Below are 26,004 nucleotides of genomic sequence, written 5' to 3' on the forward strand. Positions count from 1 at the left end.
GGTTGCTGCAAGATTTATAATTTTATTTTACATAATTTTTCGTCATAATTAAACACTTTTTTACAGAACTAATTAAATATACTACTAGTTAACTAGTTTCTAAAATAGTCATTAGTGATAAAGTAGGATGATTTTCCTTCACTTCGTTAACTTCGATACAAAAAAGAATTGGTGCCTCTTCATGATACCAATTGACTCTACTTCACGAAAAATTTATTGATTCTGTTTGACTTTGACTTTCACCAATCAAATACTGGTGACATTGCTCAGCAACTTCACGACCCTCTCGAATTGCCCAAACGACCAAGCTCTGCCCTCGTCTTGCATCACCTGCTGCAAACACACCAGCTTCACTTGTACGATAATCCTGAGTTCCATCAACGGTCCAAACACGGCCTCTTTCATCCATTTTTAAATTAAAATGATTGAGTACCTCTTGCTCCGGACCGGTAAAGCCGATTGCGATCAAAACAAGGTTCGCTCGCCAAATCTCCTCTGTACCTGGAATTTCTTTGGTGACAAGTCTTCCATTCTCCCATACTTTTTGCACTTGAATCGTTTCTAAAGACGTCACTTGTCCTTGCTCATTCGTCCGAAAAGCTTTCGTTAAAATTTCGTATTTCCGTGGATCTTCTTGATACGCCTCTACCGCTTCCTGATAACCATAATCCAATTTGAAGGTCATCGGATAAAGTGGCCATGGATGATCATCATCACGTTCTTCTGGACTAGCTGGATGTTTACCAAACTGAACGACTCGCTCGCAACCTTGCCTTAAGGCTGTTGCTACACAATCGGCACCGGTATCGCCACCTCCGATAACCACGACATGTTTCCCACCGGCATGAATCTCTGCTTGATTCGGATCATTCGCTAGTGCTTTCGTCGACGTTTTCAAATAGTCCATGGCAAAATGAATCCCTTGACTGTCGCGGTTGGCAGCTGGTACGTCTCGATGCGCTTGAGCACCGATACACAAAATCACTGCATCATAACGATGTTTTAACTCTGCATATGTGATATCGACACCGACTTCAGTATCACAAACAAATTCAATCCCTTCCTCTTTCAGCAATTGAATGCGTCGATCTACTGTCCCTTTTTCTAGTTTCATATTAGGAATACCATACATGAGCAAACCACCAGGGCGATCATCCCGTTCAAACACAGTGACAGAGTGACCTTGTTGGTTCAATTGGTCGGCTGCAGCCAAACCAGCTGGACCCGATCCAACCACAGCAACTCGATAAGGAGTCCGCTGTATAGGAGGATTCGGGACAACCCAACCTTGGTCAAACCCACGTTCAATAATTTCATTTTCGATTGACTTGATCGTAACCGGATCATCATTAATGCCTAACGTACATGATCCTTCACACGGTGCTGGACATACGCGACCTGTAAACTCAGGAAAATTATTCGTTTCTTCTAATCGCTCAAGAGCATGCTTCCAGTTACCCTCACTGATTAACTCATTCCACTCAGGGATTAAGTTATTAACCGGACACCCAACGTTGGAGCCATCAAACTCAATTCCTGTATGACAAAAAGGGGTTCCGCAATCCATACAGCGCGCACCTTGCTTCTGTAATTGTGATTCCTCCATTCGAATCGTATACTCTTCCCAATCTTTAATTCGCTCGATCGGATCGCGAGTTTTTGGATCTTGCCTGGCAAATTCCATAAAACCAGTCAAAAAGCCCACACGAACACCTCCTTAAGCTTTCGATTGTACAATTGTTGCTTTCTCTTCCTTTTCCTTAAGCAACTTTTCTTTATACTCAACGGGGATGATCTTGATCAATTGCTTAGGTGCATCCACCCAATGATTGAGTAAATGTTTTGCCCGTTTACTTCCCGTATACTCTGCATGCTTAATTAGCAGTTGCTTCACATCATCTAGCTCTTCCTGTTCAAATAACCGTTCAAATAGCACCATATCTTGATTGCATCGGGATTGAACCACTTTTAAGTCTGTATTCCAAACATAAGCAACCCCACCTGACATTCCTGCTGCAAAGTTCTTACCAATCTCTCCTAAAATAACGACACGACCACCTGTCATATACTCACAACCATGATCACCAACACCTTCAACAACAGCATTAACGCCACTATTTCTAACAGCAAAACGCTCTCCTGCTGCACCGTTGATAAATGCCTCACCACTCGTTGCACCAAAAAGGGCAACATTTCCAATTACCGTCTCAGCTATTCGGTGCACAGCTGGTGGATGGTGAGGTTTAATCACTAACTTTCCACCGGATAATCCTTTACCAACATAATCATTGGCATCACCCGTTACCGTCATTGTCATCCCCCGGGGAATAAAGGCACCAAAACTTTGCCCAGCAGAACCTGTAAAATCTAATTGGATCGTATCTTCTGGAAGCCCCGCTTCACCATACCGTTTCGTCACCTCATGACCAAGTTGAGTACCCACTGTTCGATCTGTATTACGAATAGATAAATTTAATTGAGCTGGCTTTTGCTGTTCCAAGGTTTCAATTAAACTCGGAATTAAAGTAGTTGAGTCCAGGTGATCTTCCTTATAGTGATTAACCAGTGATCTTCCCTCTTTCATCCAGTCATGGTCGATCTGATGTAATAATGGCTGCAAGTTTAACTGCTTTGCTTTCAGGTGGCTTTCTTTACGGGGATGTACGGTCAGTAAATCCGTACGCCCAACCAACTCATCAATTGATCGTACCCCAAGATCTGCCATGATCTCGCGCACTTCTTCAGCAATAAATCGCATGTAATTTACAACATGATCTGCTTGCCCCGTAAATTTCTTGCGTAAATCAGGGTTTTGAGTAGCAATCCCGACAGGACAAGTATCTAAATGACAGGCACGCATTAAAATACAACCTAAAACCACCATTGGAGCTGTCGAAAATCCGAATTCCTCAGCACCTAAAAGGGCGGCTTTAACCACATCTTGACCCGTCATTAGTTTTCCGTCGGTCTCAAGCTTTACTTTGTCACGTAAGTTATTTAACACTAACGTTTGATGAGCTTCTGTTAAGCCAAGCTCCCACGGTAATCCCGCGTGACGAATACTCGTTTTAGGAGAAGCTCCTGTTCCACCTTCATACCCACTAATTAAAATGACGTCTGCTTTCCCCTTCGCCACACCAGCTGCAATCGTCCCTACACCAGACTTAGATACTAATTTCACATTTACTCGTGCTTGTGGGTTAGCATGTTTTAAGTCATATATCAGCTGTGCTAAATCTTCTATTGAATAAATATCGTGATGAGGTGGTGGTGAGATCAAGCCCACTCCCGGTGTCGATTTACGTACCTCAGCAATCCACGGGTGTACTTTTTTACCAGGCAAATGTCCACCTTCACCAGGCTTAGCCCCTTGCGCCATTTTGATTTGCAGCTCATCCGCATTTGTTAAGTAATGACTCGTCACCCCAAAGCGACCTGAGGCAATTTGTTTAATCGCACTACGCCGACTATCACCATTCACATCTGGCGTCAAGCGATCAGGGTCCTCTCCTCCTTCACCACTATTACTCTTACCACCGATTCGATTCATCGCGATCGCTAAGACCTCATGAGCCTCCTGACTCAATGCTCCATAAGACATTGCCCCTGTTTTAAATCTCTTCCAAATTGATTCAACAGATTCGACTTCTTCTAACGGTACAGTTTGATGACCATCTGTTTTTATTGCTAAAAGATCTCGTAAATAAGTGATTTTTTCATCTTCTACTAATTCGGTAAACTGACGGTATTTTTCTCGGCTGTTCATCCGTGCAGCATGTTGCAGGGTGTGAATCGTTTTTGGATTAAAAGAATGAAACTCGCCATCACTTCGCCACTGCATATCGCCACCTGATGGAAGCGTGGTGTGTGACTGATCGTAAGCGAGTCGATGTCGCATGAACATTTCCTCAGCAATCGTCTCTAAATCAATTCCTCCTAACTTAGAAGACGTTCCACGAAAATATTTCTCAACCACTTCCTCACTTATACCAATCACTTCAAATATTTGGGCACCACGGTAGCTTTGAATGGTTGCAATCCCCATCTTCGACATGACTTTAACGATCCCGGATGTGGCTGCATCACGATAATTATCGATCGCTTGATTAAGGGACACATCGGATAAATACCCTTCGTCTATTAATTGATGGATTGTTCGATATGCTAGATATGGATAGATCATATCCGCTCCATAGCCAATTAAGACCGAAAACTGGTGAACATCCCTCGCTTCTGCTGTTTCGACGATTAAACTCGCTTTCGTTCTTAGACCCTTTTCGACTAAATAATGATGCAATCCACTAACAGCAAGTAATGAAGGGATGGCTACATGGTTTTCTGAAAGTTCACGGTCTGTCAAAACAATCAATGACACACCTTGATTAATTGCTACTTCTACTTTGTTAAACAATTGATCTAATGCAGGTCTTAGTCCTTGTACTCCTTCTTTTGCTAAATAACAAATAGATATCTTTTCAAAACGAAAATCACTACGCGAATTATGGATAACCGCATCAAATTCTTGTTTTTTCAATATCGGTGTATACAAACGAATTCGCTTAGTATGTTCGGGACCATCGTCTAGAATGTTTGACTTCGGTCCTAAATACGAGGTTGTTGAAGTCACCAACTTCTCACGAATCGCATCGATTGGTGGATTGGTCACTTGTGCAAACAGCTGCTTAAAGTAATTGAACAACAACTGTGGTCGTTCAGATAAGACAGCTAATGGCGTATCATTCCCCATAGAACCGATGGGATCACGTTTCTCCTCAACCATTGGCAGTATATTTTTCATCACTTCTTCCTTAGTAAAGCCATTGGCCAGTTGTTTTTTAAGAAGTTCTTGTTCTGATATAGGTTCATCTGACTCTCCCATAGGTAGACCATTTAATTGAATCAGTGAATCATTTAACCACTGACGGTACGGATAGCGATTAGCAATTTCTCGCTTGATTTCATCGTTAAATTGAACTCGGTGATTTTGAAGATCAATTAACAGCATATCCCCTGGACCCAGACGCCCTTTTTCGACGACACGTTCAGGTTCAACATCTAAAACACCTACCTCAGATGAGTAAATGATTCGCCGATCATCTGTTAAATAATAACGAGCCGGGCGCAAACCATTACGGTCAATCGATGCACCAATTTTCTTCCCGTCAGTATAGGCAATAGCTGTAGGGCCATCCCACGGTTCCATCAGACAGCTCAAATATTCAAAACACGCACGCTCTGGATCAGCCATTTGATCATTTAAATCCCAAGCTTCAGGCACCATCATCATCGCCGTTTCTGGCAATGAACGTCCATTCATCACCAGGTATTCAAATGCTTGATCAAGCATACCTGAGTCACTTGAAGATTCATCAATGACTGGCAATAATTCTTTATGCCTTTTGCAAAATATATGAGAAACGGCTGTTGCCTCACGTGCTTTCATCCAATTAACATTTCCAGTGATCGTATCGTATTGATCTCCCCATTATGCATTAGCATTCGATTAGGATGAGCACGTTCCCATGATGGAAACGTGTTCGTACTATAACGGGAATGGACCATACCAAAGCTCGTTTTCGTTTGAGGATTGGCTAAGTCTAAATAAAATTGATCGATTTGCTCCGGTGATAACATCCCTTTATAAACAAGCGTATGAGGTGACAAACTAACGATGTAAAAAGGCCCCCGATTAAGTGACTTGACCTTCTTGACTCGCTTCTCAACGATCCGACGAATTAAATAAAGATCCTGAACAAACCGTTCATCCGAAAGAGTTGAGTGTGGTTTTTTAATGAATAACTGGTGAATCGCAGGTTGATGGGCTTGCGCCGATGCGGATAAAACCGTCTCATCAACCGGGACATCACGCCAGCCAATCAATTCGTAACCCTCTTTAGAAATGACATGGTTAAAAAGATCTTTCGCTTGCTGTTGCAAACTGGGCTCTTTCGGTAAAAACACCATCCCCACAGCATAATCACCTTGTTCAGGAAGCTGGTGATTCCACGTTTGACGAAATAATTGATCAGGAACTTCAAGCATTAACCCCGCGCCGTCTCCAGTTTTACCATCAGCCCCACGACCTCCACGGTGCTCTAACCGACGTAAAATCGTTAAAGCATCCTTAATCATATGGTGAGTTGAAATACCATCTATTTGCGCGACAATACCGATTCCACACGCATCACTTTCATGCTTTGGATCATATAATCCTTGCTTTTGTGGCAGACCTGTTTGTATCATCTTTTCACCTCGCATTTTTTATAATTTTCTGACAGAGTTGTATTTCTATCATATGAAAATTCTGTTATGCTAACAATATATATATTCGATGAAATTGATCTCAATTTGAGATATAGCGCTTACAAGGACTGATATGAATGGAATTAAGACAACTTAAATACTTTTTAAAAGTAGCTGAATTAGAGCACGTTAGTGAAGCTGCGGCAGAATTACATGTGGCGCAATCAGCTGTTAGCCGGCAAATCGCTAATTTAGAAGAGGAACTCGGAGTACAATTATTCTTACGTGGAGGAAGGAAAATTCGCTTAACTCCTGTTGGCGAGGTCTTTTTAGAAAGAATTAAAGTCGTGTTGACAGAACTTGAAAAAGCCGAGCGAGACGTTCAGGAATTTTTAAACCCAGAATCAGGGACAATTAGGCTAGGCTTCCCCACCAGCCTTGCTGCTAAAACATTACCTAAGGTCATCTCAGCCTTTAGAAAGGAACACCCTCAGATTGGCTTTCAGCTACAACAAGGGTCAGTCAATCATTTACTAGATGCCGTCAAAATAGGCCAGATCGACTTAGCTTTTGTCTCACCCGTCCCATTACATCACGCAGACTTATATGGAGATATTTTATTTACTGAAAAAATCATGGCCCTAATTCCTAAAAAACACCGATTAGCAGAATTAGACCATCTACGCTTAGATCAACTGCGCCATGAGCCGTTTGTTATGTTTAAAGAGGGTTTTATCATGCGAGATCTAGTTGAAAAGGCATGTCAACAGGTGGGCTTTCAACCAAAGGCAACTTTTGAAGGGGAAGATATGGATACGATTAAGGGGTTAGTAGCCGCTGGGCTTGGAGTGAGTTTATTACCTGAAATCACTTTAAACGAAGCACCTCAAAGAGATACAAGAATGAAGGAAATCGTAGAACCAAATATGACAAGAACAGTTGGGATGGTGCGTCCAAAGCATAGAGAAGTGGCACCATCCGAACAAATTTTTTATAACTTTCTTATTAACTACTATCGCAAGCTCGACCGCTTCGGTTGGTAAGACTTACACGACGTCATTTTCTAATACACCGATCTCGTCAATCTCAATCCTGACGCGATCACCGGATTTTAAAAACTTAGGAGGGTTAAAACCTTTCCCCACACCACTTGGCGTACCAGTAGCAATTACATCACCAGGCTCTAAGGTCATTCCGTCTGATAACGTTTCGATCAATTGATCAATTGGGAAAATCATATGCGCCGTATTAGAGCTCTGACGCAATTCACCATTGACGAAAGTTTGAATCGATAGGGATTGAGGATCCTTAACCTCATCCTTAGTCAGCACCGATGGACCGAATGGACCAAACGTATCCAACGACTTACCCCGGAAAAATTGCTGGTGCTTTTTCTGCAGATCTCTGGCCGTCACATCATTAAAAATTGTATAACCAAAAACATAATCTAACGCATCCTCACGTGAAATATTCTTTCCACGCTTACCGATAATAACTGCTAACTCACCTTCATAATCCAATTGGCCCGTCTCCATTTCATGCGCATCGATTGCCTCGTTGGGTCCAATGACTGCACTAGGTGACTTGGTGAAGATAACCGGGCTTTTCGGCACCTGACCCTCATCATTACCGGTCATTTCAAGAGCATGATCCCGATAATTCTTACCGATGCACATAATGTTTTTCCTTGGGATAAATGGGGCAAGAATTTTTGCTTCACTGTGCTGGATAAACTGATTAATCTCTTTGAAAAAATCAATCCCAGAGCTATTTTCAATCATTGATAATAGTGTGGGAAATACACTAACTAACTTAGCTGAATAATAAATACCTTCCTCTTCTTCGATTCCCCAATAAGTTTGACGATTATGCTTGAATGTCACAAATCTCATTGAAAATCCTCCTCTCTTAATAAATCCTAATGTAATAAACCTCTCACAACAATCTATGCTAGTATGGTTAATAAAATTGATAGAGTTAAAATACTAAATACAGTGGTAACTAACGTAATACTAGAAACAAGCTCTGGTTTCGAACGGAACTCTAATGCATACATAGTTGTTGTAGCTGCAGCTGGTGTTGCTGAAAGGACAACTAACACTTGACCTACAAATGGCGAGATAGGCATCATCAAAGCCAATCCCAAAGCAATTAGTGGAGAACCAACTAGACGGACCAATGAGCCAATAACGACCTTACCTGTTTCAAACTCCTTAAAGGAGATGTTAGCAAGTTGCATCCCTAGGACTACCATCATTAAAGGGATCGCTACAACAGATACAAAATCAATCATTTCGACGATATTATTATGTAACTCAAGATTCATTGCTTGAGTGAAAAAAGCCGCAATAATCGCATATGTTGCCGGCATTCTCATCACTGCATTAATCGCAAAGCGAAAACCACTAGATCCTCTTGATGCATAATAAACGCCAAAAAAATTCATAATTAACGATTGTATGGACATGAATATAATGGCAATAACAAACGCTTCTTCTCCAAAAGCAAACAATACAATCGGTGCCCCGTAATTGCCAGCATTCATAAACGCTGTAGACAGGATCATCCCACTTTCTTCTTGTTGGTCCCATCTAAATAACCATCTTAATAATTTGTTCACGATTAAAAGAGCAGCAAGCAATAGAAAAGCAAACAATACAACGTTTAAAAAGTCTCGATTAAATTCCGTTTCATAGAAAACTTGAAAAACCAGAACTGGAACAAAAATATATATAGTAACTGCTGATACTGACCGTACATCTAACCTACGCCAGGTTTGTAATAAATACCCAATTAGAAAAACTGAAATGATTGGTAAAACGACTTCCACAAAAACCCCCAACGTTACACCTTCTCTTTCTATAAAATAAAATTCAAATTTATTTTAATCACTTTTAATCACTATGTACACACCATAACATAACTTTAAAAAATATTTTTATTTTATTGACAATTCAAACATAATAATTGTATGCTGTGTAATGTATACATCATACAGAGGTGGTTGTTTGCTTTGAGTAAATTAAGTTTGAACCCTATTCAAAAACATAAGACATCAAAAGAACTAGCTTACGATGAGCTAAAAAAGGCAATCTTAAAAGGTCATATCTCACCTGATGATATTCTTACAGAAACTTCATTAGCAGAGGCCTTTGATATTTCAAGGACACCTATTAGAGAAAGTTTGTCAGAATTAACGTCTGAGGGCTTACTTGTCCATATTCAAAGAAAAGGCTATAAAATTAGACAAATTACCGAAAGTGAAAAAGACCAAATAATGTACTTACGTATTTCCATGGAATCTGAAGGATTAAGAAAACTAGCGCAACAAGTGACAACAGAACAAATTGATGAACTTGAAACGATATTAACCTCTCAAATTGATGCCATGGAAAATAATGATCGAGTAAGAAATATTGAATTAGATCAACTTTTTCATGAAACTATTTTAGATTTTGCTGATCAACAGTTATTTAAGAAGATCTTCCAAGACATCTATAACTTAACCAGAGCAATTGGTCATACAGCATTGATGAAGGAAGGTCGAATGAAAGAAGTTATTAATGAACACAGAAAAATTGTTGATGCTTTAAAAGAACAAAACTCTGAACATGCAGCAAAATATTTAGAGGAACACTTAAACAATACAAAATCGATCGTAAAAAAAATCTAGTGTATTAGATTTTTTCAAAAAATTGAAAGCGTTAACAAAAGGAGGCTACTTATGCACAATCAATATTCTGTAGAAGTAGAAGGAAATGATCGAATCTTTACACTCAATCATGCTTACTGTGTGGGATACACAGGGAGAGATAAGGAAAAAACCTTAGAACACGTTGCTGAGCTAAAAGAAATAGGGGTTCCAGAACCTGAGGAGATCCCCACCCTCTTCCCTGTTAGTCAAACATCATTAATCCAAGGTGGCACCATGCAAGTTATCGGTAATCAAACTAGTGGTGAAGCCGAGATTGTCTTTATATTCGGAGAATCTCCTGATGATGTTTACGTAACAGTAGGAAGTGATCATACCGATCGTGAATTAGAAACAGTTGATATTAATAAATCAAAACAAGTTTGTGATAAACCTTTCGCCCGTAAAGCTTGGAAATTAAGTGATATTAAAGATCACTGGGATGAACTAGAATTAACATCTGAAATCTTAGTTAATGGTCAGTGGGTTAACTATCAGAAACATAAAGTATCTGCCATTCTACCAATCGAAGAAATTTTTGATTACCTAAAGGGAAAACAAATCGAGTTTAAAAATAGTATTGTTTTTGCAGGAACTGTTCCTTTACTTGATGGGTTTAAATTTGGACAAGAATTTCATATGAGCTTTAATGATCCAATTCGAAATGACCAAATTTCAACATCGTATAAAATCATCAACTTAAGGGAGGATTAAACAGCTATGAAGTTTTCTTTATTTCAAATGGACATCATCCCTGGTGACCCTAAAGCTAATAGAGAGAGAGTCCAGACCTGGATTGAAAACGAAATGAATAAAAATCATCCAGATACGATTGTATTACCTGAAATGTGGACAACTGGGTATACTTTGCCAGAACTTGATCAGCTTGCAGATGATCATGGTAATCCAACAATCCCATTTTTACAGCAATTGGCTAATAAGTTTAATGTGAATATTATTGGTGGCTCCATTGCCAATAAAAAGCATGATGGAATCTATAACTCTGCTTTTGCAATCAATAGAGCTGGTGAACTCATTTATGAATATGATAAAGTTCACCTCGTCCCAATGCTTGATGAGCCGAGCTACCTGCAAGGTGGGAATCAAGCACCTGAAGTATTTGAATTAGATGGTTTAAAATTTGGGCTTATCATTTGTTATGACTTACGTTTTCCCGAGATTATTCGTTCACTTGCACTTGATGGAGCTCAAGTATTATGTGTAGTTGCTGAGTGGCCAGAAGCTAGAACAGCTCACTGGCAACACCTCCAAGTCGCTAGAGCGATTGAAAATCAAATGTATGTTGTGTCCTCTAACCGGATTGGCACCTATAACAATACAGAATTTGCAGGATGTTCCATGATTACAGATCCTTGGGGAGATATATTAGCAAAAGCATCTCAAGATAAAGAAGAAACGATAGCTAGTTCACTAGATTTAGAGAAGGTTAAAGAAGTTCGTCAAAATGTACCTATTTTTAGTAGTCGAGTTCCACATTTATATAAATAAAAATTCTAGGGGGAAGTAAAAATGAAAAAATTACTAGGTATTTGTTTAGCAAGCTTATTATTAATCTTAGCTGCTTGTGGCAGTGACAGTGGCGATGATAGCCAAACCTTAAGGTTAGCTCACTCAGGTTCAGATTCACACCAATACCATTTAGCATCAGAAAAGTTCCAAGAATTAGTGGATGAATACACTGATGGAAGTGTTGAAATTGAAATTCATGGTAATGCAACTTTAGGTAGTGAAGGTGATGTTGTCGAGCAAGTCATGGATGGCTCAGTTGATATGACGACAGTTGCAGCAGATAGCGCTATAGCTAACACTATTCCAGAAATGAATGTATTTGGTATTCCGTACCTATTTGATGACGAAGAACACGTATACAACACATTAGATGGTGAAATTGGGCAGGAGTTATTAGAATTAGCTGCTGACCATAATATGAAAGGTTTAGGTTATTGGGAAGTTGGTTTTAGACACATTACTAATGACGTCAATGAGATTAACGTGCCAGAAGATATGACTGGACTAGACATTCGTGTTCAACCAGCTCCAGTTTGGGAAGAACATATGCGAGCTTTAGATGCTAGTCCAACACCTGTTGATTTTAATGAGTTATATTCAGCTTTAGACCAAGGTGTTGTAGATGGGCAAGAGAATCCGTTACCAACAATTGATTCCATGCGTTTTTACGAAGTACAAAGTCACGTTGCTCTTACATCTCACACTTATACACCTGCAGTTGTTGTGATGAATGATGACGTTTGGGGAGACTTCACAAGTGAAGAACAAGAAGCTATTCAACAAGCAGTTGACGAAACAACTGAATATCATAGAGATCTATTAGCTCAAGAAGAAGATGAAATCATTGAAAAGCTTGAAAACGAAGGCGTTACATTTACTGAGCCGGATCGTGAAGCATTCCGCGAAGCAACAAAAGATGTAAAAGACGAATTAACAGACGAAGTTCCACAAGAACTAATTGAGCGTATTACACAATAACAACAAACCATAATGAAACAGTCTCACCTTATTGAGCGGTGAGACTGTTCTATCTAAGTTTGTATTCTGGGGTCTCGATCGAGGTGATCATGATGGTATTTAAGAAAATAGACAATTTTTTAGAGGCTTTCTTGCGTATTATTACTTCTACATTTTTAGGGATTACAGTGTTTGTTACATTCCTACAAGTTTTGTTCCGGTATGTCATTAAGTCCCCCTTAACTTGGTCGCAAGAAGTCTTAATGATTAGTTTTGTTTATAGTGTTTTATTTGGAGCTGCATTGATCATTAAAACAAATGATCACTTAGTGGTTGATTTATTTGAGAATGCAAAAGGGAAATTCAATCTATTTTTAAAAGTTTTAGACTTTGTCCTAGTTGGTACAGTTATTGTTGCACTACTGTATTACGGCCTGCAACTAGTCAGTAATAACCTAACATCAGGTCAGACACTTGGCTTTCTGGGTATCCAAAAAGCTTATGTTTATATGGCAGTACCCATTAGTGCAATGTTTATGCTTTATTTCCAATTGAAGAAGGTGTTTTCATGATCTGGCTAATCGGATTACTATTCATACTAATTTTACTTAGAATCCCTATTGCATTTGCGTTAACTTTTGTATCGATATTAGGTATTTTATTAACTAATCCTGACTTAATGATTAACGTCCCAAGGAATATATTTAATGGCATTGAAAGTTTTACATTAGTTGCCGTCCCACTGTTTATTCTTGCTGGTGAAATTATGACAAAAGGTGGGATGTCCCGACGTTTGATTGACTTTTCCAAAACATTAGTTGGTCCTTTACCCGGAGGACTAGCAATGGTCGTTGTTCTTGCTAGCGTGTTTTTTGCAGCACTAACTGGAACAGCAATTGCTGCAGCTGCTGCTATTGGTGGGATGATGATTCCAGCTATGAAAAAAGATGGCTACGACACTAGATTTTCTGCCAGTTTAGTAGCTACCTCTTCAACTATTGGACCTATTATTCCTCCGAGCATCGTCCTCATTCTCTATGGAGTAATAGCAAGTGTGTCAATTGGAGATTTATTTATAGCAGGTATTATACCTGGTCTACTCATGGGAATTGGGCTAATGGTTTACTGCTATATAGTTGGCAAAAAGTACAATTATCGCTCAAGTGATCGTCGCTCCACTTTTAAAGAGATTCTAATCGGAGGGAAAGATGCCATACTTGCGCTAATTATGCCGATTATCATTATCGGTGGTATTGTATCAGGTGTCTTTACAGCTACAGAGTCTGGTGTTATTGCCGTTGTTTACGCACTAATTATTGGGATGTTTGTTTATCGTGAAATTAAACTGAAAGACATCATGCCATTATTAATTTCAACTGCTAAAACAACGTCAGCCATTGTATTCTTAATTGGAGGGGCTTCTCTATTTATTTGGTTCTTATCATATAATCAAATACCGAATCAACTAATTGATCTTTTAGGCTTTGTTGCCGATAATCCAATTCTATTACTATTAATTATTAATATCATTCTATTAATTGCTGGTACATTCATTGATACAATAAGTGCTGTTTCAATATTTACACCATTACTATTACCGTTAGTCATACAAGCAGGAATAGACCCAATTCATTTTGGAATCATCCTAGCGGTGAACTTAACCATTGGAATGGTTACACCACCACTTGGAGTATGTTTATTTGTCACATCAAGTATAGCTAAAATATCAGTACCGAAAATGTTCAAATTCTTACTACCACAGGTTGCTATTCTAATTGGGATCTTGATTATCATTACTTACATTCCGGACATCACTCTATTCCCTGTCCAATTTATTGATTAATAACACAAAAAAGTAAGAGGTGTCTTAATTTTGGAGCCACATGTGCAACGTCAATTATTTAGGCACAATAAACAGATCACAACAACATCTGGATTATGTCCTAACTACCTGCAGGTTAATATGCTAACTCTACCTTATGATTATGCTTTTGAATTTTTGTTATTCTGTAACCGAAACCCTAAATCGTGTCCAATAATAGAGGTGTTGGAACCAGGTGTATGGTCACCAGTCACTGCTGAAGCAGATATAAGAACCGATTTACCAAAATACCATATTTATGAACACGGTCGTTTAGTAGGTGAAGAATTATCTATCAAACACTATTGGCGGGATGATTTAGTGACATTTCTAATTGGTTGTAGTTTCACCTTCGAAAAGGCACTTTTAGAAAACAACATTAGGCTGTTGCATCAGGAACAAAACAAAGTAGTTCCAATGTATAAAACAAATATTGAATGTCACAGCTCTGGTATCTTTAAAGGTAATATGGTCGTAAGTATGCGAGCGCTTGAAAAAGACCAAATAGACAAAGCTATAAAAATTACGAGCCAATTTTCAAATTCCCATGGATCACCTGTACATGTAGGTAATCCTGAAGAGATCGGAATTGAAGATATTAATCAACCTGACTACGGTGAGTCAATTAAGTTTGAAAATCATCGAGTGCCAGTCTTTTGGGCGTGTGGTGTAACACCACAGAACATATGCTTAAATGCTAAACCGTCTTTAGCAATCTCTCACGCACCTGGCCATATGTTAATAACCGATCAATTAGAAAAATTAAGAGCTTAGAAAGTCTCGACTTTCTAAGCTTTTTTAATACCTAATTTTATGACTGTATACTAAATACAGGTAATAGCCATCGCTATGACAATGGTTCTGACAAGTTTGTTAGGTTTTGTGAAACAACATTTAAAATAGAAACTATTTTTCTAAAGCCTTTTGAACTTTGCGTTCTAGGAAATTTATCATGAATTGATTAACCATTTCCTGCCTTTCTAATACAAGTGAAAAATGATTAGCTTCTGTAGCCATAACCTCAAGATCACGTGTAGTCTTCTCCAACTCAGTATATGCTTCATACAAATAAAAAGGCCTACCGTTCCCTAATCGTCCAGTTGCTTTCACTAACAAAACAGGCACGTGAATGTTCGGTAGTATTTTCTGATAATCAAAATCAAAACAACTTCTAAAATCTTTCATCATCATATAAGATTTCGATCGATGACGCCAACCAAAATCAGTTTCTTCCACTTCATATTGAGTGGCTTCTTCTAACATCGGCGACCACTGTACTTTAAGCCATTGATATACTTGCTGGGATTCATTGAAATAATCGCTTTCCGAATTATAGATTTTCTTCATTCTGTTTAATTGTGGTGAAAGTAAATCAAGTTGGCCATCATCAGGAACACCGGCGCCATCTAGTAGAACGAGTGATAGTACTTGTTCACACATGGCTGCTACCTTTGTACATATGTATGCTCCAAAGGAATAACCAACAAGCACTACTGATTCGAGATTTAAAGTCATGATTAAGTCTATTAAGTCTCCTACGTGAGCGTCAATAGATGGTTGAGAATTGGCAGAACTGCTTTTTCCCCTCCCTCTTAAATCATAACTAATTACATGGTAGTCTTCGGATAGAACTGTTTGATAATGTACCATTTGTTTGTGGCTTCCGGTTAGACCATGGACTAAAATGATCGTTGGTCTCCCAGTTCCCACTTCACAAATATGTATGGAGTCTCCACTAAGTAACTTAATATCAGCTTCCATTCCAACACCTCTGACCTAACAATTTTCAACTTTAACAAGCTAAACAGCGTTTTCGTTCTAGTAAACAAAGTACGTTTCTAGCTAATATATTTTATGATCATCAGTAAAATATAGAACAAAAAACCCTAATGCCTCTTTTGTTAAGACATTAGGGTTGCATTTAGCATTTATTTAGCCGTTATTCTAGAGAATTTTCCACCATAAAAAACAAGGGGGTCCCCGTCTTCATAATCAAAGTCATGTACTTTACCGAGGAACAAGACATGATCTCCACCATCGTACTCAGCCCATGGTGAACACTCGATAAAGGCTAAGCTTCCCTTAATTCGTTGTCCGTATTGAGAACGAACCCATTCAAATGGCAGTTCATCTTTTGGACGACCAGCAAAATGCATGGCAACATCTTGTTGGTCTTCTTTTAATATGTTCACGATAAAGTGATTATCACGCATCTTTTCAAATGCCCGAGTATTTCGATCAACTGATACAAGGACTAATGGTGGATCTAAAGAAACTGAAGTAAAGGAATTAACTGTGAAACCGTGCGTACCCTCACTCGTTTCACAAGTCACGACGGTTACTCCCGTTGCAAACCGCCCCATACAATTCCGAAAGTCTTGTGGGTCCATCTTAATCTCTCCTTTTTGGCAAATGCGACGTACCGAACATGAGTATAATAATTCGCCCTATAATATCTGTCTGTTATTATTTATGCTGATTGGCCACTGATTGTTCGATGTTAAGGTCTATTAGAACCGAAATTTTCTACTCATAAGGCTTCTAATTTTACTAGAATTACACCTTCATCATACTAAACTTATAGATGAGAATAAAACCTTGGCACCTAAACCAAGGACGTATCGTTTCTTTTAGTTCTTCTTACAGTTTAGCTAGCTATTTGTTTAGAAACTGCTTCACTTCTTCTAACGTCGGCATTCCTGTTTGAGCACCTAACTTACTAACGGCAAGTGCACCAACAGCATTTCCAAACCGGCAGCTTTCTTCTAATGATTCTCCCTTCGTTAAAGCAACGGCTAAAGCTCCATTAAATGAATCACCGGCTCCAGTTGTGTCAACGACTTCCACTGAATAGCCAGGTACTAAATGTTCTTCCCCATCATAATAAGCAACACCTTCTGCACCTTGAGTAACAATGAACTTCTCTCGATGACTTTCATAGAAGGCTTTCTTCTCTTGATCATCTAATAAAATGGCTAATTCATGCTCGTTGGGTGTTATATAATCAACCCGTTCTAATGCCTCTAATGAAATAGGTCGGACAGGTGCGGGATTCAAGATAATAGTTACACCGTGCTTCGACGCCACCTCAATCACTTTTTCAATCGTTTCCATTGGGATTTCAAATTGCAAAATGATCGTCTCACTTGCAGCAATGACATCTTCATGCTGTTCGACCATTTCAGGAGAAACTGCTTGGTTAGCACCGGAAACAACGATGATGTTATTATCATCTTCAGCAATGGTAATGGAAGCAACTCCTGTTGGTTCTCCTTCAATTTTTTTAATAAAATTTGTGTTAATGCCATGCCTATTAAAATGATCCATCAGAGTCTTAGCGAATGGGTCATCTCCCACACACCCAATAAATGTGACATCAGCTCCTAGTTTACTGGCAGCAACCGCCTGATTCGCTCCTTTTCCACCTGGAATAGTTGAAAAAGATTGCCCAAGAATCGTCTCACCTTTCCCCGGGAATTTTTCAGCTGTTGTGACTAAATCCATATTAATACTACCGATGACTGTAATTTTTGACATGATATCAAACTCCTTATGTAAGTTAGGTGCAAATATTTTCGACATAATCATCCATTTCCCGGGAAATACTCCGAAAAATAGTTCCAACCCTATATTAAAACAAAATGAATGCCTATGCTAGAAACTAGCATAGGCATTTACTTACTAGGTCATAAGTATATATTGATAAAGCTGCCAGTCAATTTTTCCTTGCTCCTGCTCACGTTCCTCAAAATTCTCAGAATGAATATAGCTACCTAATGCCTTATAAAATTGTGAATCCGTAATATCAGTTGCGTCGTGTAAATATCCCAAAGCTTTAAACTTTTTCTCTAACTGCTCACGAATTTCATCATCAATTTCGACTATATCTTCTTGTTTCGTTCTCGTAAAATACAACTGATGCAAGCGATAAATTCGCTCAAGCTCTGTAATTGGGGAAGCGTGCTCATCAACCCTTAAATCTACCATACGGTCATTGTAACCTCCGTATCCGCCTTTCTTCCTAACGATAAAAAGAGCGGCAGATTGCATCCCACGGCTGTCACCACCTGCTTCTTGACCTTGTTTTAGGGCATGCAGTAACCGTTCAGCCAAAGGTTCCCCTTCTTTTTCCTCAAAACCTTGCCCCATCGCCTGTACCGTTTCTTCACTAACTAAAATATTTCCTTGAGCGGTGTAGTTGTCCCCTGTTTTACCACCAGCCCAATCATAACAACCGTCACCAGTATACGTAGCCACGCCACCATTAGCATCAACAATTCCTACCTGACGCATCGCTCTATCTGGGTCCTTTTCGATTAACATATCTAATACTTCTTGAGCTGATTTCCCACCTCTTAATAACTGCAATCCTTCTGGTCCGTAAGCCGTATTAGCCATCGACTGCGTAGCAATCGCACCTACACCAGCCTCAGCCCAAGGCACAACTGCTCCTACACCAAGAAATTTCGATTGGACAGCAATACCTAATTCACCCGTTTTGGCATCACGCCCAACAATTGAAAATGTAGCTACTAAATCCTTTGGAACCTTCGTCATGACTTCTCCTCCTTAAAAATAGTACGGTTCTCTTTTATTGATTAAACTAAAGACAATAAAGGCCACTAATGATAAAAAGACGGGAATGGTGACCGCATGTACGCCTAGCAGATGTCCGTAAGTTTCATTATATTGATAAATGGGGATATACGTACCAATTCCAACAATCATTGATGCCATCGCCCCATGTTTGTTGGCATATTTCCAATACAACCCTAAAACAATCGGCCAAATAAAGGCCGCTTCTAAACCACCAAATGCAAATAAATTTAAGTAGATTAATAGATCAGGTGGGTCAATCGCCATCAAAAACACTACCACTCCTATAACCGCCGTGACACCAATACTGACCTTTTTTACATGTTGATAACTAGCATTCGGCTTCATGTAATTAATATAAACATCCTTAACAACTGATGAACTTACTAATAATAATAGTGAGTCGACCGTGGACATCATGGCGGCTAATGGTGCAGCCAAAACAATTCCGGCGACCCATGGTGGTAACGTTTCTAAAGCAATCAATGGAATGACCTGATCGGCTGCCTCAATCCCTGGAAGTACTGGGCGTGCAAATACGCCAATTAAATGCATATTAAGCATGATAAACCCAACAACAATGGTTCCGATAATCAACGCTCTATGCATTGAACGGGCATCACGATAAGACATCGCACGGACAGCTACTTGTGGTAAACCAACAACCCCAACACCAACTAAAATCCAAAACGATGTCACATAGGCAGCTGATAAACTACCATCATGACCATACGGCGTCACCAGATTAGGGTTCTCGGCTACCAAATCAGCCATAATATTTGGAATCCCACCACCGGCAATAATCACACCAATCAGCAATACTAGCGTACCAACAAACATAATGATACCTTGAGTCGCATCCGTGACAGCAACCGCGCGAAATCCACCAATAATCACATAGATTAAAACAGCAATCGCAAATATAAATAAGGCCCCTAAATAACTTAGCCCGGTGATAGATTGAATAAGATGAGCGCCACCAATCCACTGAGCAGCCATCGCTGAAAATAAGAAAATAACAATACTAAAAGCAGAAAGTAGCACGACTGGTTTACTTTCATAACGCTCTTTTAAAAAGTCAATTAGCGTGACAGCCTTAAATTTGCGTGTGACAATCGCGAATTTTTTACCCAAAACTAGTAACACAAAATAACCGGTTGCAACCTGTGTCATCGCTAAGAGGACCCAACCTAGACCAATCGAATAAGCCGCACCTGGGCCACCGAGGAAACTTGATGCACTTCCATATGTAGCTGCCATGGTCATAGCTAACACTAAGCCACCTAACTCACGACTTCCTAAAAAGTAATCCGTCAAAAATGAAGAAGACTGCTGCATTTTCCGATTTGACCATATTCCTATTAAAAATATAAATGCTAATAGCGCCAGAAGTGGAACTAAAACTTGCCAATTCATTCGCGTTCCACCTCCTCGTCATCAAAAGGTACTTCTACTAGTACCAATTTAACTACCAAGATGACCAAAACGACCATAACAACAAACCCCACTACACAGCTAAAGAAAAACCAAGCGGGAAAACCTAAGATATATGTATATTCTTCTGGTGGCTTTGAACCTAATGTATAAGCAAAGCCATACCACCAAATGATGTTAAACACAGCCAAAGCACAACCAATTAGCGCTTCTTTTCGCCCAAGGTTAAAACGCCAATCTGTTTTCTCTTCTCTCTTCGGCATGGTAACACCCCTCCCCCGATCCATAATCAACACACGTTTTAAGTATAAAGAAAATTTAGAATTTATGCTAATACTTAATATTTGGCTCTGTTAAAGTTTAGTGTTGATAATTTAAGGAATAGTTCTTAGTTGTTGTATGGTGAAAAGCGAAGGTGGCGACTCCAGCGGGAAAAGCGCGAGCTGAAGATCCACTTGGGAAGTGCTTTTCTTCCCAAGTTAGCTGAAGCCGTGCCCGCGGAAAGCGTCCACCGAAAGCGAAGCACCATAACAACAACGGACTTTAACAGAGCGTAATATTTAAAAAGTGATTTAGTGTACGAACTTTCATTATAAAATACCATTAGCATCTTTTATACATGATTATGATCATTTGCTCAAGCAAATGAGCCATTTTCCGAATCGAGTTGGAGTGAGTGTGGAGCATTGGTTGATTGGAGTACTGTTTTTTGTTGATTGGAACCTCGTTCACAAAGATAAAACCTCAAAAAGAAAACTCCTTTCTGAGGTTAGTTAACATCATTTTATTTAGAATAGGTGGCTAATGCGTCTGATAGGAGATCCCAAAACTTATCTTGATCTAGAGATTGTGCAAATTTTGTATTTGCCTCACGTCCAGTCACTCCTAATAAATCAACACAAGTCATGCCATATGTGAATTCACCTTTAGTCTCAATATCTACACGAACGTCAACACATTCAAAGATGCTTGGGTCAATCAAGTAAGCAACCGTGCACGCATCGTGAATGGGTGCACCATCAAAACCAAACACTTCTTTATATGTTTTCTTAAAGAAGCGTAGTAATTCTACAACAAACTCGGAGACCGGATTGTCAATTTGGGCAAACCGTTCAATCGTTTCATCTGTTGCTTGAGCCTGGTGTGTAACATCTAAACCAAACATGGCGATTGGAACTCCACTTGTGAAAACAACTTTCGCAGCTTCAGCATCAACCCAAATGTTAAATTCGGCAGCTGGTGTCCAATTACCAAACGTCCCACCACCCATCAAGACAATTTCTTTAATTTTAGGGACGATTTTAGGTTCTTTTACCATTGCCATTGCTATATTGGTTAAAGGCCCCGTTGGCACTAATGTGAGGTCACCATCAGACTCCATCACTTTTTCAATAATTAAATCAACCGCATGCTGATCGATTGATTCTTTTGAAGGGACTTCAGGTAAGTTGGGTCCATCTAACCCAGAGTCACCATGGATAGATTCAGCAATTTGTGTTTCTCTTACCATTGGCCGATTTTGGCCTTCAGCAACCGGAACGTCTTTTAACCCAATGATGTCACAAACGCGAAGGGCATTTAAAGTTGTCTTATCAACTTCAACATTTCCAGCAACCGTTGTAATTGCTTCAATCTCAATTTTGTCGTTGGCAGCAGCTAAAATCATGGAAATCGCATCATCATGTCCTGGATCACAATCTAAAATAACTTTTCTCTTCTCTACCATATCTATTGCCTCCTAGTTGCTACTTATACTTGTTTGTAATCGCTTACTAATAGTTTACTACTATTATAAATAAATTGAAATATTTATGACTTACATCTATAAGGTTGTTGTCTCATTTTTTTGTACTATAATTATTAACATATTCATAGAAATCAAGTAATTTCTCACGAATAGGAGGGGTCCGTTGGTTAAACGTATACAGGAATATGCGATGATCATCATTGGCTCTTTGGTCTTTGCCATCGGGATTAACTACTTCGCGATCCCGAACAGTTTGTCTGAAGGTGGAGTGATTGGTGTTACCATCGTTACTCACTACCTTTTCGGGTGGTCACCTGGAGTTGTTAACTTTATATTAAACACTTCATTAGTAGCTATTGGTTATAAATTTTTCACTAAACGAATGACCATCTACACAATTGTTGCGATCATTTTCTCATCATTATTTTTACATATAACGGTCAATCTTGGACAATCTCAAAATGGGGATACTCTCTTAGCTGCTTTATTTGCCGGATTATTTGTCGGAGTTGGTCTTGGATTAATATTACGAGCAGGTGGAACATCAGGTGGAGCGACAATCATCGCTAGAATGATGAGTCAATTACTAGGATGGAGTATTGGAAAGTCGATGCTTGTCATTGATATCACGGTGATCATCGGTTCAGTTTTCGTCATCGGTCAGGAAAAAGCCATGTACACCCTGGTCGCTATTTACATCGGCGCAAAAATTATTGACACCATTGTTGAAGGTGCAGATGAACGGACAGCTGTGATGATCATTTCTAATCATCCTGACTCGATTCTAAAAGCCATCATGAATAAAATGGGGCGAGGCGTTACAATCCTAGATGGACACGGTGGATACTCCAAAGTCGATAAAGAAGTCCTTTATTTAGTGATTAATAAACGAGAAATTGTCCAACTAAGAAAAATACTTGAAAACATTGATGAGGAAGCATACGTAACCGTTCACCGAGTTCAAGAGATTCTTAGAAAAGGATATAAAGAAAATCATTAATACTAGAAGGATGTTATCATTTAATTATTGAATACTACCAATAAAGGTGAAAGGAGTATGATGATGAACGAACGAGGATGTATTAAATGTGGAAGTACCGATGCTGATCAAAAAGAAGTCGCAATGACAGGAAGTGGACTGTCGAAAATGTTCGATGTTCAGAACAACAAATTCCGAGTGGTTTTCTGTAAAAACTGTGGTTACTCAGAGTTTTACAATGCCAAAACCTCAACAGCCGGCAATGTATTTGACTTCTTCTTCGGTAGTTAAAGTCATGATGATATTCTGGCGTTCGTCGAATTAAATTGACGTTCGCCGGAAAATTTTTATTTTCTCCAGATTAATCTGGATTTCACCGATATAATGAGGAACTTCGCTGAATAAATCAGAACCTCGCTGGATACCCAAACTCCATAAAGAAATAGACTTTTCAATGACCTCTCAATTAATCTATGACCAACTGTGTTGTGATCCTCCCCTCTATAATTCACTCATCAAAAATCAGTCAATAACGATGCTAAAAGGCTTATGATGTTATACAATGAAAAATAGACAATCAATCGAAATTTGACCTATGGAGGGAATGACAACTTGAAACCAATCATCATACGCCCGGTCGCCACCTTATTGATGGGGACAAGCTATTTGCTCTCAGAATTTATCGATCATCAACTAATCCCCATTCTCGTCAGCTTCTTTGCGATGATAGCCATTATATCTTTTATTCCTTATTTAAAAAAAGTCCCACTGATCTTAATTAGTTCACTATTAGTCTTGTCTTTGATTTTCTTTATTCAGGGGGATGGATTGTGGGGAATGTTTATCGGACTTAATACCAACGTGTCTGTTTTAGCAATTTTTATTTTCGTTCCTCTAATATCCATTCCGATCAAAGAAGGTAACTACCTGACCTATATGGAGACGGTTTTTAACCATTATATTAAAACATCTCAACAACTATATACATACTTAACATCTGCCCTCATGGGGATTGGCTCAGTGATGAACCTTGGGACTGTACCGATTATGTATCAATTAACAGATACGAAATCCTATCAATCTTATCGTCTTGTTCGAACACGTGCATTAGGCCGTGGTTTTGCGATGGCGTTTATGTGGTCACCCTATTTTATTTCTGTGGCGCTAATTATTTCTTACTTCGATGTGACATGGATTCAACTATTTCCGATTGGCATCTCGATGGCGGTCATCGGAATTTTCCTTGGTACACTGATGGAGAAGAAACACGATGAACCAATCCAGATCCATGCAGACGAAAATGATACAATCGTTCCCATCGAGCAAGCTAAACGAAAACTAATCGAGTTATTGTTAATCATTATGGTAATGACTGCTGTCATTATGGTGATTGAATTTCAAGTGGACTTATCTGTCTTAACGATTATCCCGATCATAGCAATCGTCTTTTCAGTCATCTGGTCATTGTTTTACCAATCCGTTAAACAATTTGGGAAAAGCTTACTCAACTTTACTCAAGAGCGCCTACCGGCTATGGGTAATGAATTATCACTGTTTATTGCTGCAGGTGCTTTTGGTTCAGCTATTTTGGATGCTGGAGCAAGCGATTGGATCATTTATTTTATCGATTTATTAGGAATATCACATGTGTTAATCCTAATCCCATTGATCCTAATAGTCGTTAATGTGCTCTCTTTTCTTGGTATACACCCAATCATAACAATGACGGCTCTTGGAATTACCTTGAGTACCTCACCTCTTTTCGCAGATGATCATTTGTTATTAAGCTTTGGATTACTTGCAAGCTGGATGGTTTCAGTAATTTCATCACCATTCTCTGGACTGAATTTATTAATGTCTGGCCTAACGCAAAGTAACCCCATAGCAATTGGACCTAAAAATAATTTAATCTTTGCACTAACTTTGTGGGGTATTTCTTATTTAGTTATGGTTGTGTTGTACGTCATTTTATCGTAAGAAGCGATTTTTGAGGATGAGACTGGTTTAACGGCATTGAGACAAGCTTCTCTTTGACCATACGAGCTCTCGACAGACCTCTATCGGCATTGAGTCGACCATACGATTACGTGAGCACTCCCCCTACAACATCAACCTTAGAGAGCAAAAAAAAGCTGCCTCATCAGTCTTTAATAACTGTTGAGACAGCTTATCCTTCGTTTTAACCAATAATATTATAACCTGAGTCTACATAAACAATTTCACCGGTAACTCCTCTAGAAAGGTGACTTAGTAAAGATAAAGTCATGTCACCGACTTCCTCTTGTGTAACATTACGACCAAGTGGCGAATGTTCCTCGATATGATGAAGAACTTCATTAAAAGATGGAATACCTTTAGCCGCTAAGGTACGAATCGCACCCGCTGAAATCGCATTAACTCGAATGTTTTGATTACCTAAGTCGGTCGCTAAATATTTAACAGACGATTCGAGTGACGCTTTGGCAACCCCCATAACGTTGTATCCTTTTACCACTCGCTCTGCTCCAAGGTAACTCATCGCTATAATCGAGCCACCTTCTGTCATTAAGTCTTTTGCCTCTCTAGCAACTGCAATTAAAGAGTAAGCGCTGGTGTCTTGGGCAAATGCAAACCCATCTCTTGACGTTTCAACAAAATCTCCTCTTAAGTCCTCCGCATTAGCAAAAGCAATCGAATGAACAATTCCATGAACAGTACTAACTTCTGATTTAATCTCATCAAAGCAAGCTTTAATGCTTTCGTCATCATTGACATCACATTGGACCACTAATTTAGCTTCCATGTCATAGTCTTCTAATAGCTTAGTTATTTTTTTGAATGAACGGTCTTTGCGATAAGTGAAAATAAGGTTGGCACCAGCATTATGCAAGGATTGCGCAACACCCCATGCAATACTTCGTTGGTTCGCAACACCCATAATCACTATATTTTTTCCTTTGAGTTTAAGTAGATCCTCCATACTTGCC

General features: G+C 39.2%; 24 protein-coding genes. 11 read left to right on the forward strand and 13 right to left on the reverse strand.

The window, feature by feature from the left end:
- Window positions 1–202: 202 nt before the first annotated feature.
- Genes HWQ49_RS06210 through HWQ49_RS14935 form a run of 3 tightly spaced genes read right to left on the reverse strand, consistent with a single transcriptional unit; the run spans window position 203 to window position 6,243 of the window.
- Window positions 203–1,705 (reverse strand): glutamate synthase subunit beta, encoded by a 1,503-nt coding sequence (locus HWQ49_RS06210; protein WP_188206738.1) that lies wholly within the window; start codon window positions 1,703–1,705, stop codon window positions 203–205.
- A 12-nt stretch (window positions 1,706–1,717) separates the two neighbouring features.
- Window positions 1,718–5,443 carry a glutamate synthase large subunit gene (gene gltB, locus HWQ49_RS06215; protein WP_262926657.1) on the reverse strand — a complete coding sequence of 1,242 codons (3,726 nt, stop codon included), beginning with the start codon at window positions 5,441–5,443 and terminating at the stop codon, window positions 1,718–1,720.
- Window positions 5,440–6,243, reverse strand: a complete 804-nt coding sequence (locus HWQ49_RS14935; protein WP_262926658.1) for a hypothetical protein — start codon at window positions 6,241–6,243, stop codon at window positions 5,440–5,442. The genes gltB and HWQ49_RS14935 overlap by 4 nt, the downstream gene beginning before the upstream one ends.
- 137 nt (window positions 6,244–6,380) lie before the next feature.
- On the opposite strand from HWQ49_RS14935, the gene HWQ49_RS06220 reads away from it, so the two are divergent.
- Window positions 6,381–7,286, forward strand: a complete 906-nt coding sequence (locus HWQ49_RS06220) for a LysR family transcriptional regulator (protein WP_188206739.1) — start codon at window positions 6,381–6,383, stop codon at window positions 7,284–7,286.
- A gap of 3 nt (window positions 7,287–7,289) precedes the next feature.
- Here the strand turns inward: HWQ49_RS06220 and HWQ49_RS06225 are convergent, their stop codons facing one another.
- Window positions 7,290–8,135: a fumarylacetoacetate hydrolase family protein gene (locus tag HWQ49_RS06225; protein WP_188206740.1), complete on the reverse strand. Its 846-nt coding sequence runs from the start codon at window positions 8,133–8,135 to the stop codon at window positions 7,290–7,292.
- Window positions 8,136–8,188: 53 nt separating this feature from the next.
- Entirely contained in the window at window positions 8,189–9,085 is an 897-nt protein-coding gene (locus tag HWQ49_RS06230) for an AEC family transporter (RefSeq protein ID WP_188206741.1), read from the reverse strand.
- Window positions 9,086–9,256: 171 nt separating this feature from the next.
- Here HWQ49_RS06230 and HWQ49_RS06235 point away from each other — a divergent pair, with 171 nt between their 5' ends.
- The 7 genes from HWQ49_RS06235 (at window position 9,257) to HWQ49_RS06265 (ending at window position 15,056) form a co-directional block, all read left to right on the forward strand.
- Window positions 9,257–9,916: a GntR family transcriptional regulator gene (locus HWQ49_RS06235; protein ID WP_188206742.1), complete on the forward strand. Its 660-nt coding sequence runs from the start codon at window positions 9,257–9,259 to the stop codon at window positions 9,914–9,916.
- 51 nt (window positions 9,917–9,967) lie between these two features.
- Window positions 9,968–10,648 carry a DUF2848 family protein gene (locus HWQ49_RS06240; protein WP_188206743.1) on the forward strand — a complete coding sequence of 227 codons (681 nt, stop codon included), beginning with the start codon at window positions 9,968–9,970 and terminating at the stop codon, window positions 10,646–10,648.
- Between the two features lie 6 nt (window positions 10,649–10,654).
- Window positions 10,655–11,443, forward strand: coding sequence for a carbon-nitrogen family hydrolase (locus tag HWQ49_RS06245; RefSeq protein WP_188206744.1), 789 nt, complete (start codon window positions 10,655–10,657; stop codon window positions 11,441–11,443).
- 21 nt (window positions 11,444–11,464) lie between these two features.
- On the forward strand, window positions 11,465–12,442 hold the full coding sequence (locus tag HWQ49_RS06250; protein WP_188206745.1) for a DctP family TRAP transporter solute-binding subunit: 978 nt from the start codon (window positions 11,465–11,467) through the stop codon (window positions 12,440–12,442).
- A 92-nt stretch (window positions 12,443–12,534) separates the two neighbouring features.
- Window positions 12,535–12,993, forward strand: coding sequence for a TRAP transporter small permease (locus HWQ49_RS06255; RefSeq protein ID WP_188206746.1), 459 nt, complete (start codon window positions 12,535–12,537; stop codon window positions 12,991–12,993).
- Window positions 12,990–14,264 (forward strand): TRAP transporter large permease, encoded by a 1,275-nt coding sequence (locus HWQ49_RS06260; RefSeq protein ID WP_188206747.1) that lies wholly within the window; start codon window positions 12,990–12,992, stop codon window positions 14,262–14,264. The genes HWQ49_RS06255 and HWQ49_RS06260 overlap by 4 nt, the downstream gene beginning before the upstream one ends.
- 30 nt (window positions 14,265–14,294) lie before the next feature.
- Window positions 14,295–15,056 (forward strand): putative hydro-lyase, encoded by a 762-nt coding sequence (locus tag HWQ49_RS06265; protein ID WP_188206748.1) that lies wholly within the window; start codon window positions 14,295–14,297, stop codon window positions 15,054–15,056.
- Window positions 15,057–15,188: 132 nt separating this feature from the next.
- Here the strand turns inward: HWQ49_RS06265 and HWQ49_RS06270 are convergent, their stop codons facing one another.
- The 7 genes from HWQ49_RS06270 to HWQ49_RS06300 form a co-directional block, all read right to left on the reverse strand.
- Window positions 15,189–16,043: an alpha/beta fold hydrolase gene (locus HWQ49_RS06270; RefSeq protein WP_188206749.1), complete on the reverse strand. Its 855-nt coding sequence runs from the start codon at window positions 16,041–16,043 to the stop codon at window positions 15,189–15,191.
- A gap of 167 nt (window positions 16,044–16,210) precedes the next feature.
- Window positions 16,211–16,672: a flavin reductase family protein gene (locus tag HWQ49_RS06275; RefSeq protein WP_188206750.1), complete on the reverse strand. Its 462-nt coding sequence runs from the start codon at window positions 16,670–16,672 to the stop codon at window positions 16,211–16,213.
- A gap of 265 nt (window positions 16,673–16,937) precedes the next feature.
- The gene (gene rbsK, locus HWQ49_RS06280; protein ID WP_188206751.1) at window positions 16,938–17,819 is read right to left on the reverse strand and encodes a ribokinase; all 882 of its coding nucleotides are present in this window, start codon (window positions 17,817–17,819) and stop codon (window positions 16,938–16,940) included.
- A 144-nt stretch (window positions 17,820–17,963) separates the two neighbouring features.
- Window positions 17,964–18,839, reverse strand: coding sequence for a DUF1028 domain-containing protein (locus tag HWQ49_RS06285; protein ID WP_188206752.1), 876 nt, complete (start codon window positions 18,837–18,839; stop codon window positions 17,964–17,966).
- Window positions 18,840–18,851: 12 nt separating this feature from the next.
- Window positions 18,852–20,294, reverse strand: coding sequence for a sodium/pantothenate symporter (gene panF / locus HWQ49_RS06290; RefSeq protein ID WP_188206753.1), 1,443 nt, complete (start codon window positions 20,292–20,294; stop codon window positions 18,852–18,854).
- Window positions 20,291–20,575, reverse strand: coding sequence for a YhdT family protein (locus tag HWQ49_RS06295; protein ID WP_188206754.1), 285 nt, complete (start codon window positions 20,573–20,575; stop codon window positions 20,291–20,293). Before HWQ49_RS06295 ends, panF begins: the two co-directional genes overlap by 4 nt.
- Before the next feature lie 521 nt (window positions 20,576–21,096).
- A complete protein-coding gene (locus HWQ49_RS06300; protein ID WP_188206755.1) occupies window positions 21,097–22,038 on the reverse strand; it encodes a nucleoside hydrolase in 942 nt (313 codons plus the stop codon).
- Between the two features lie 211 nt (window positions 22,039–22,249).
- Here HWQ49_RS06300 and HWQ49_RS06305 point away from each other — a divergent pair, with 211 nt between their 5' ends.
- The 3 genes from HWQ49_RS06305 to HWQ49_RS06315 all read left to right on the forward strand — a co-directional run bounded on the left by HWQ49_RS06305 (window position 22,250) and on the right by HWQ49_RS06315 (window position 25,015).
- The gene (locus HWQ49_RS06305) at window positions 22,250–23,059 is read left to right on the forward strand and encodes a YitT family protein (RefSeq protein WP_188206937.1); all 810 of its coding nucleotides are present in this window, start codon (window positions 22,250–22,252) and stop codon (window positions 23,057–23,059) included.
- Between the two features lie 63 nt (window positions 23,060–23,122).
- The gene (locus tag HWQ49_RS06310) at window positions 23,123–23,329 is read left to right on the forward strand and encodes a zinc ribbon domain-containing protein (protein ID WP_188206756.1); all 207 of its coding nucleotides are present in this window, start codon (window positions 23,123–23,125) and stop codon (window positions 23,327–23,329) included.
- A gap of 321 nt (window positions 23,330–23,650) precedes the next feature.
- Entirely contained in the window at window positions 23,651–25,015 is a 1,365-nt protein-coding gene (locus HWQ49_RS06315) for a hypothetical protein (RefSeq protein ID WP_188206757.1), read from the forward strand.
- Window positions 25,016–25,217: 202 nt separating this feature from the next.
- On the opposite strand, the gene fabI is transcribed toward HWQ49_RS06315, so the two are convergent.
- Entirely contained in the window at window positions 25,218–25,997 is a 780-nt protein-coding gene (gene fabI / locus HWQ49_RS06320; protein ID WP_188206758.1) for an enoyl-ACP reductase FabI, read from the reverse strand.
- Window positions 25,998–26,004 lie beyond the last annotated feature (7 nt).

The organism is Alkalibacillus aidingensis (genome assembly GCF_014595945.1).
Lineage (GTDB): Bacteria > Bacillota > Bacilli > Bacillales > Alkalibacillaceae > Alkalibacillus > Alkalibacillus aidingensis.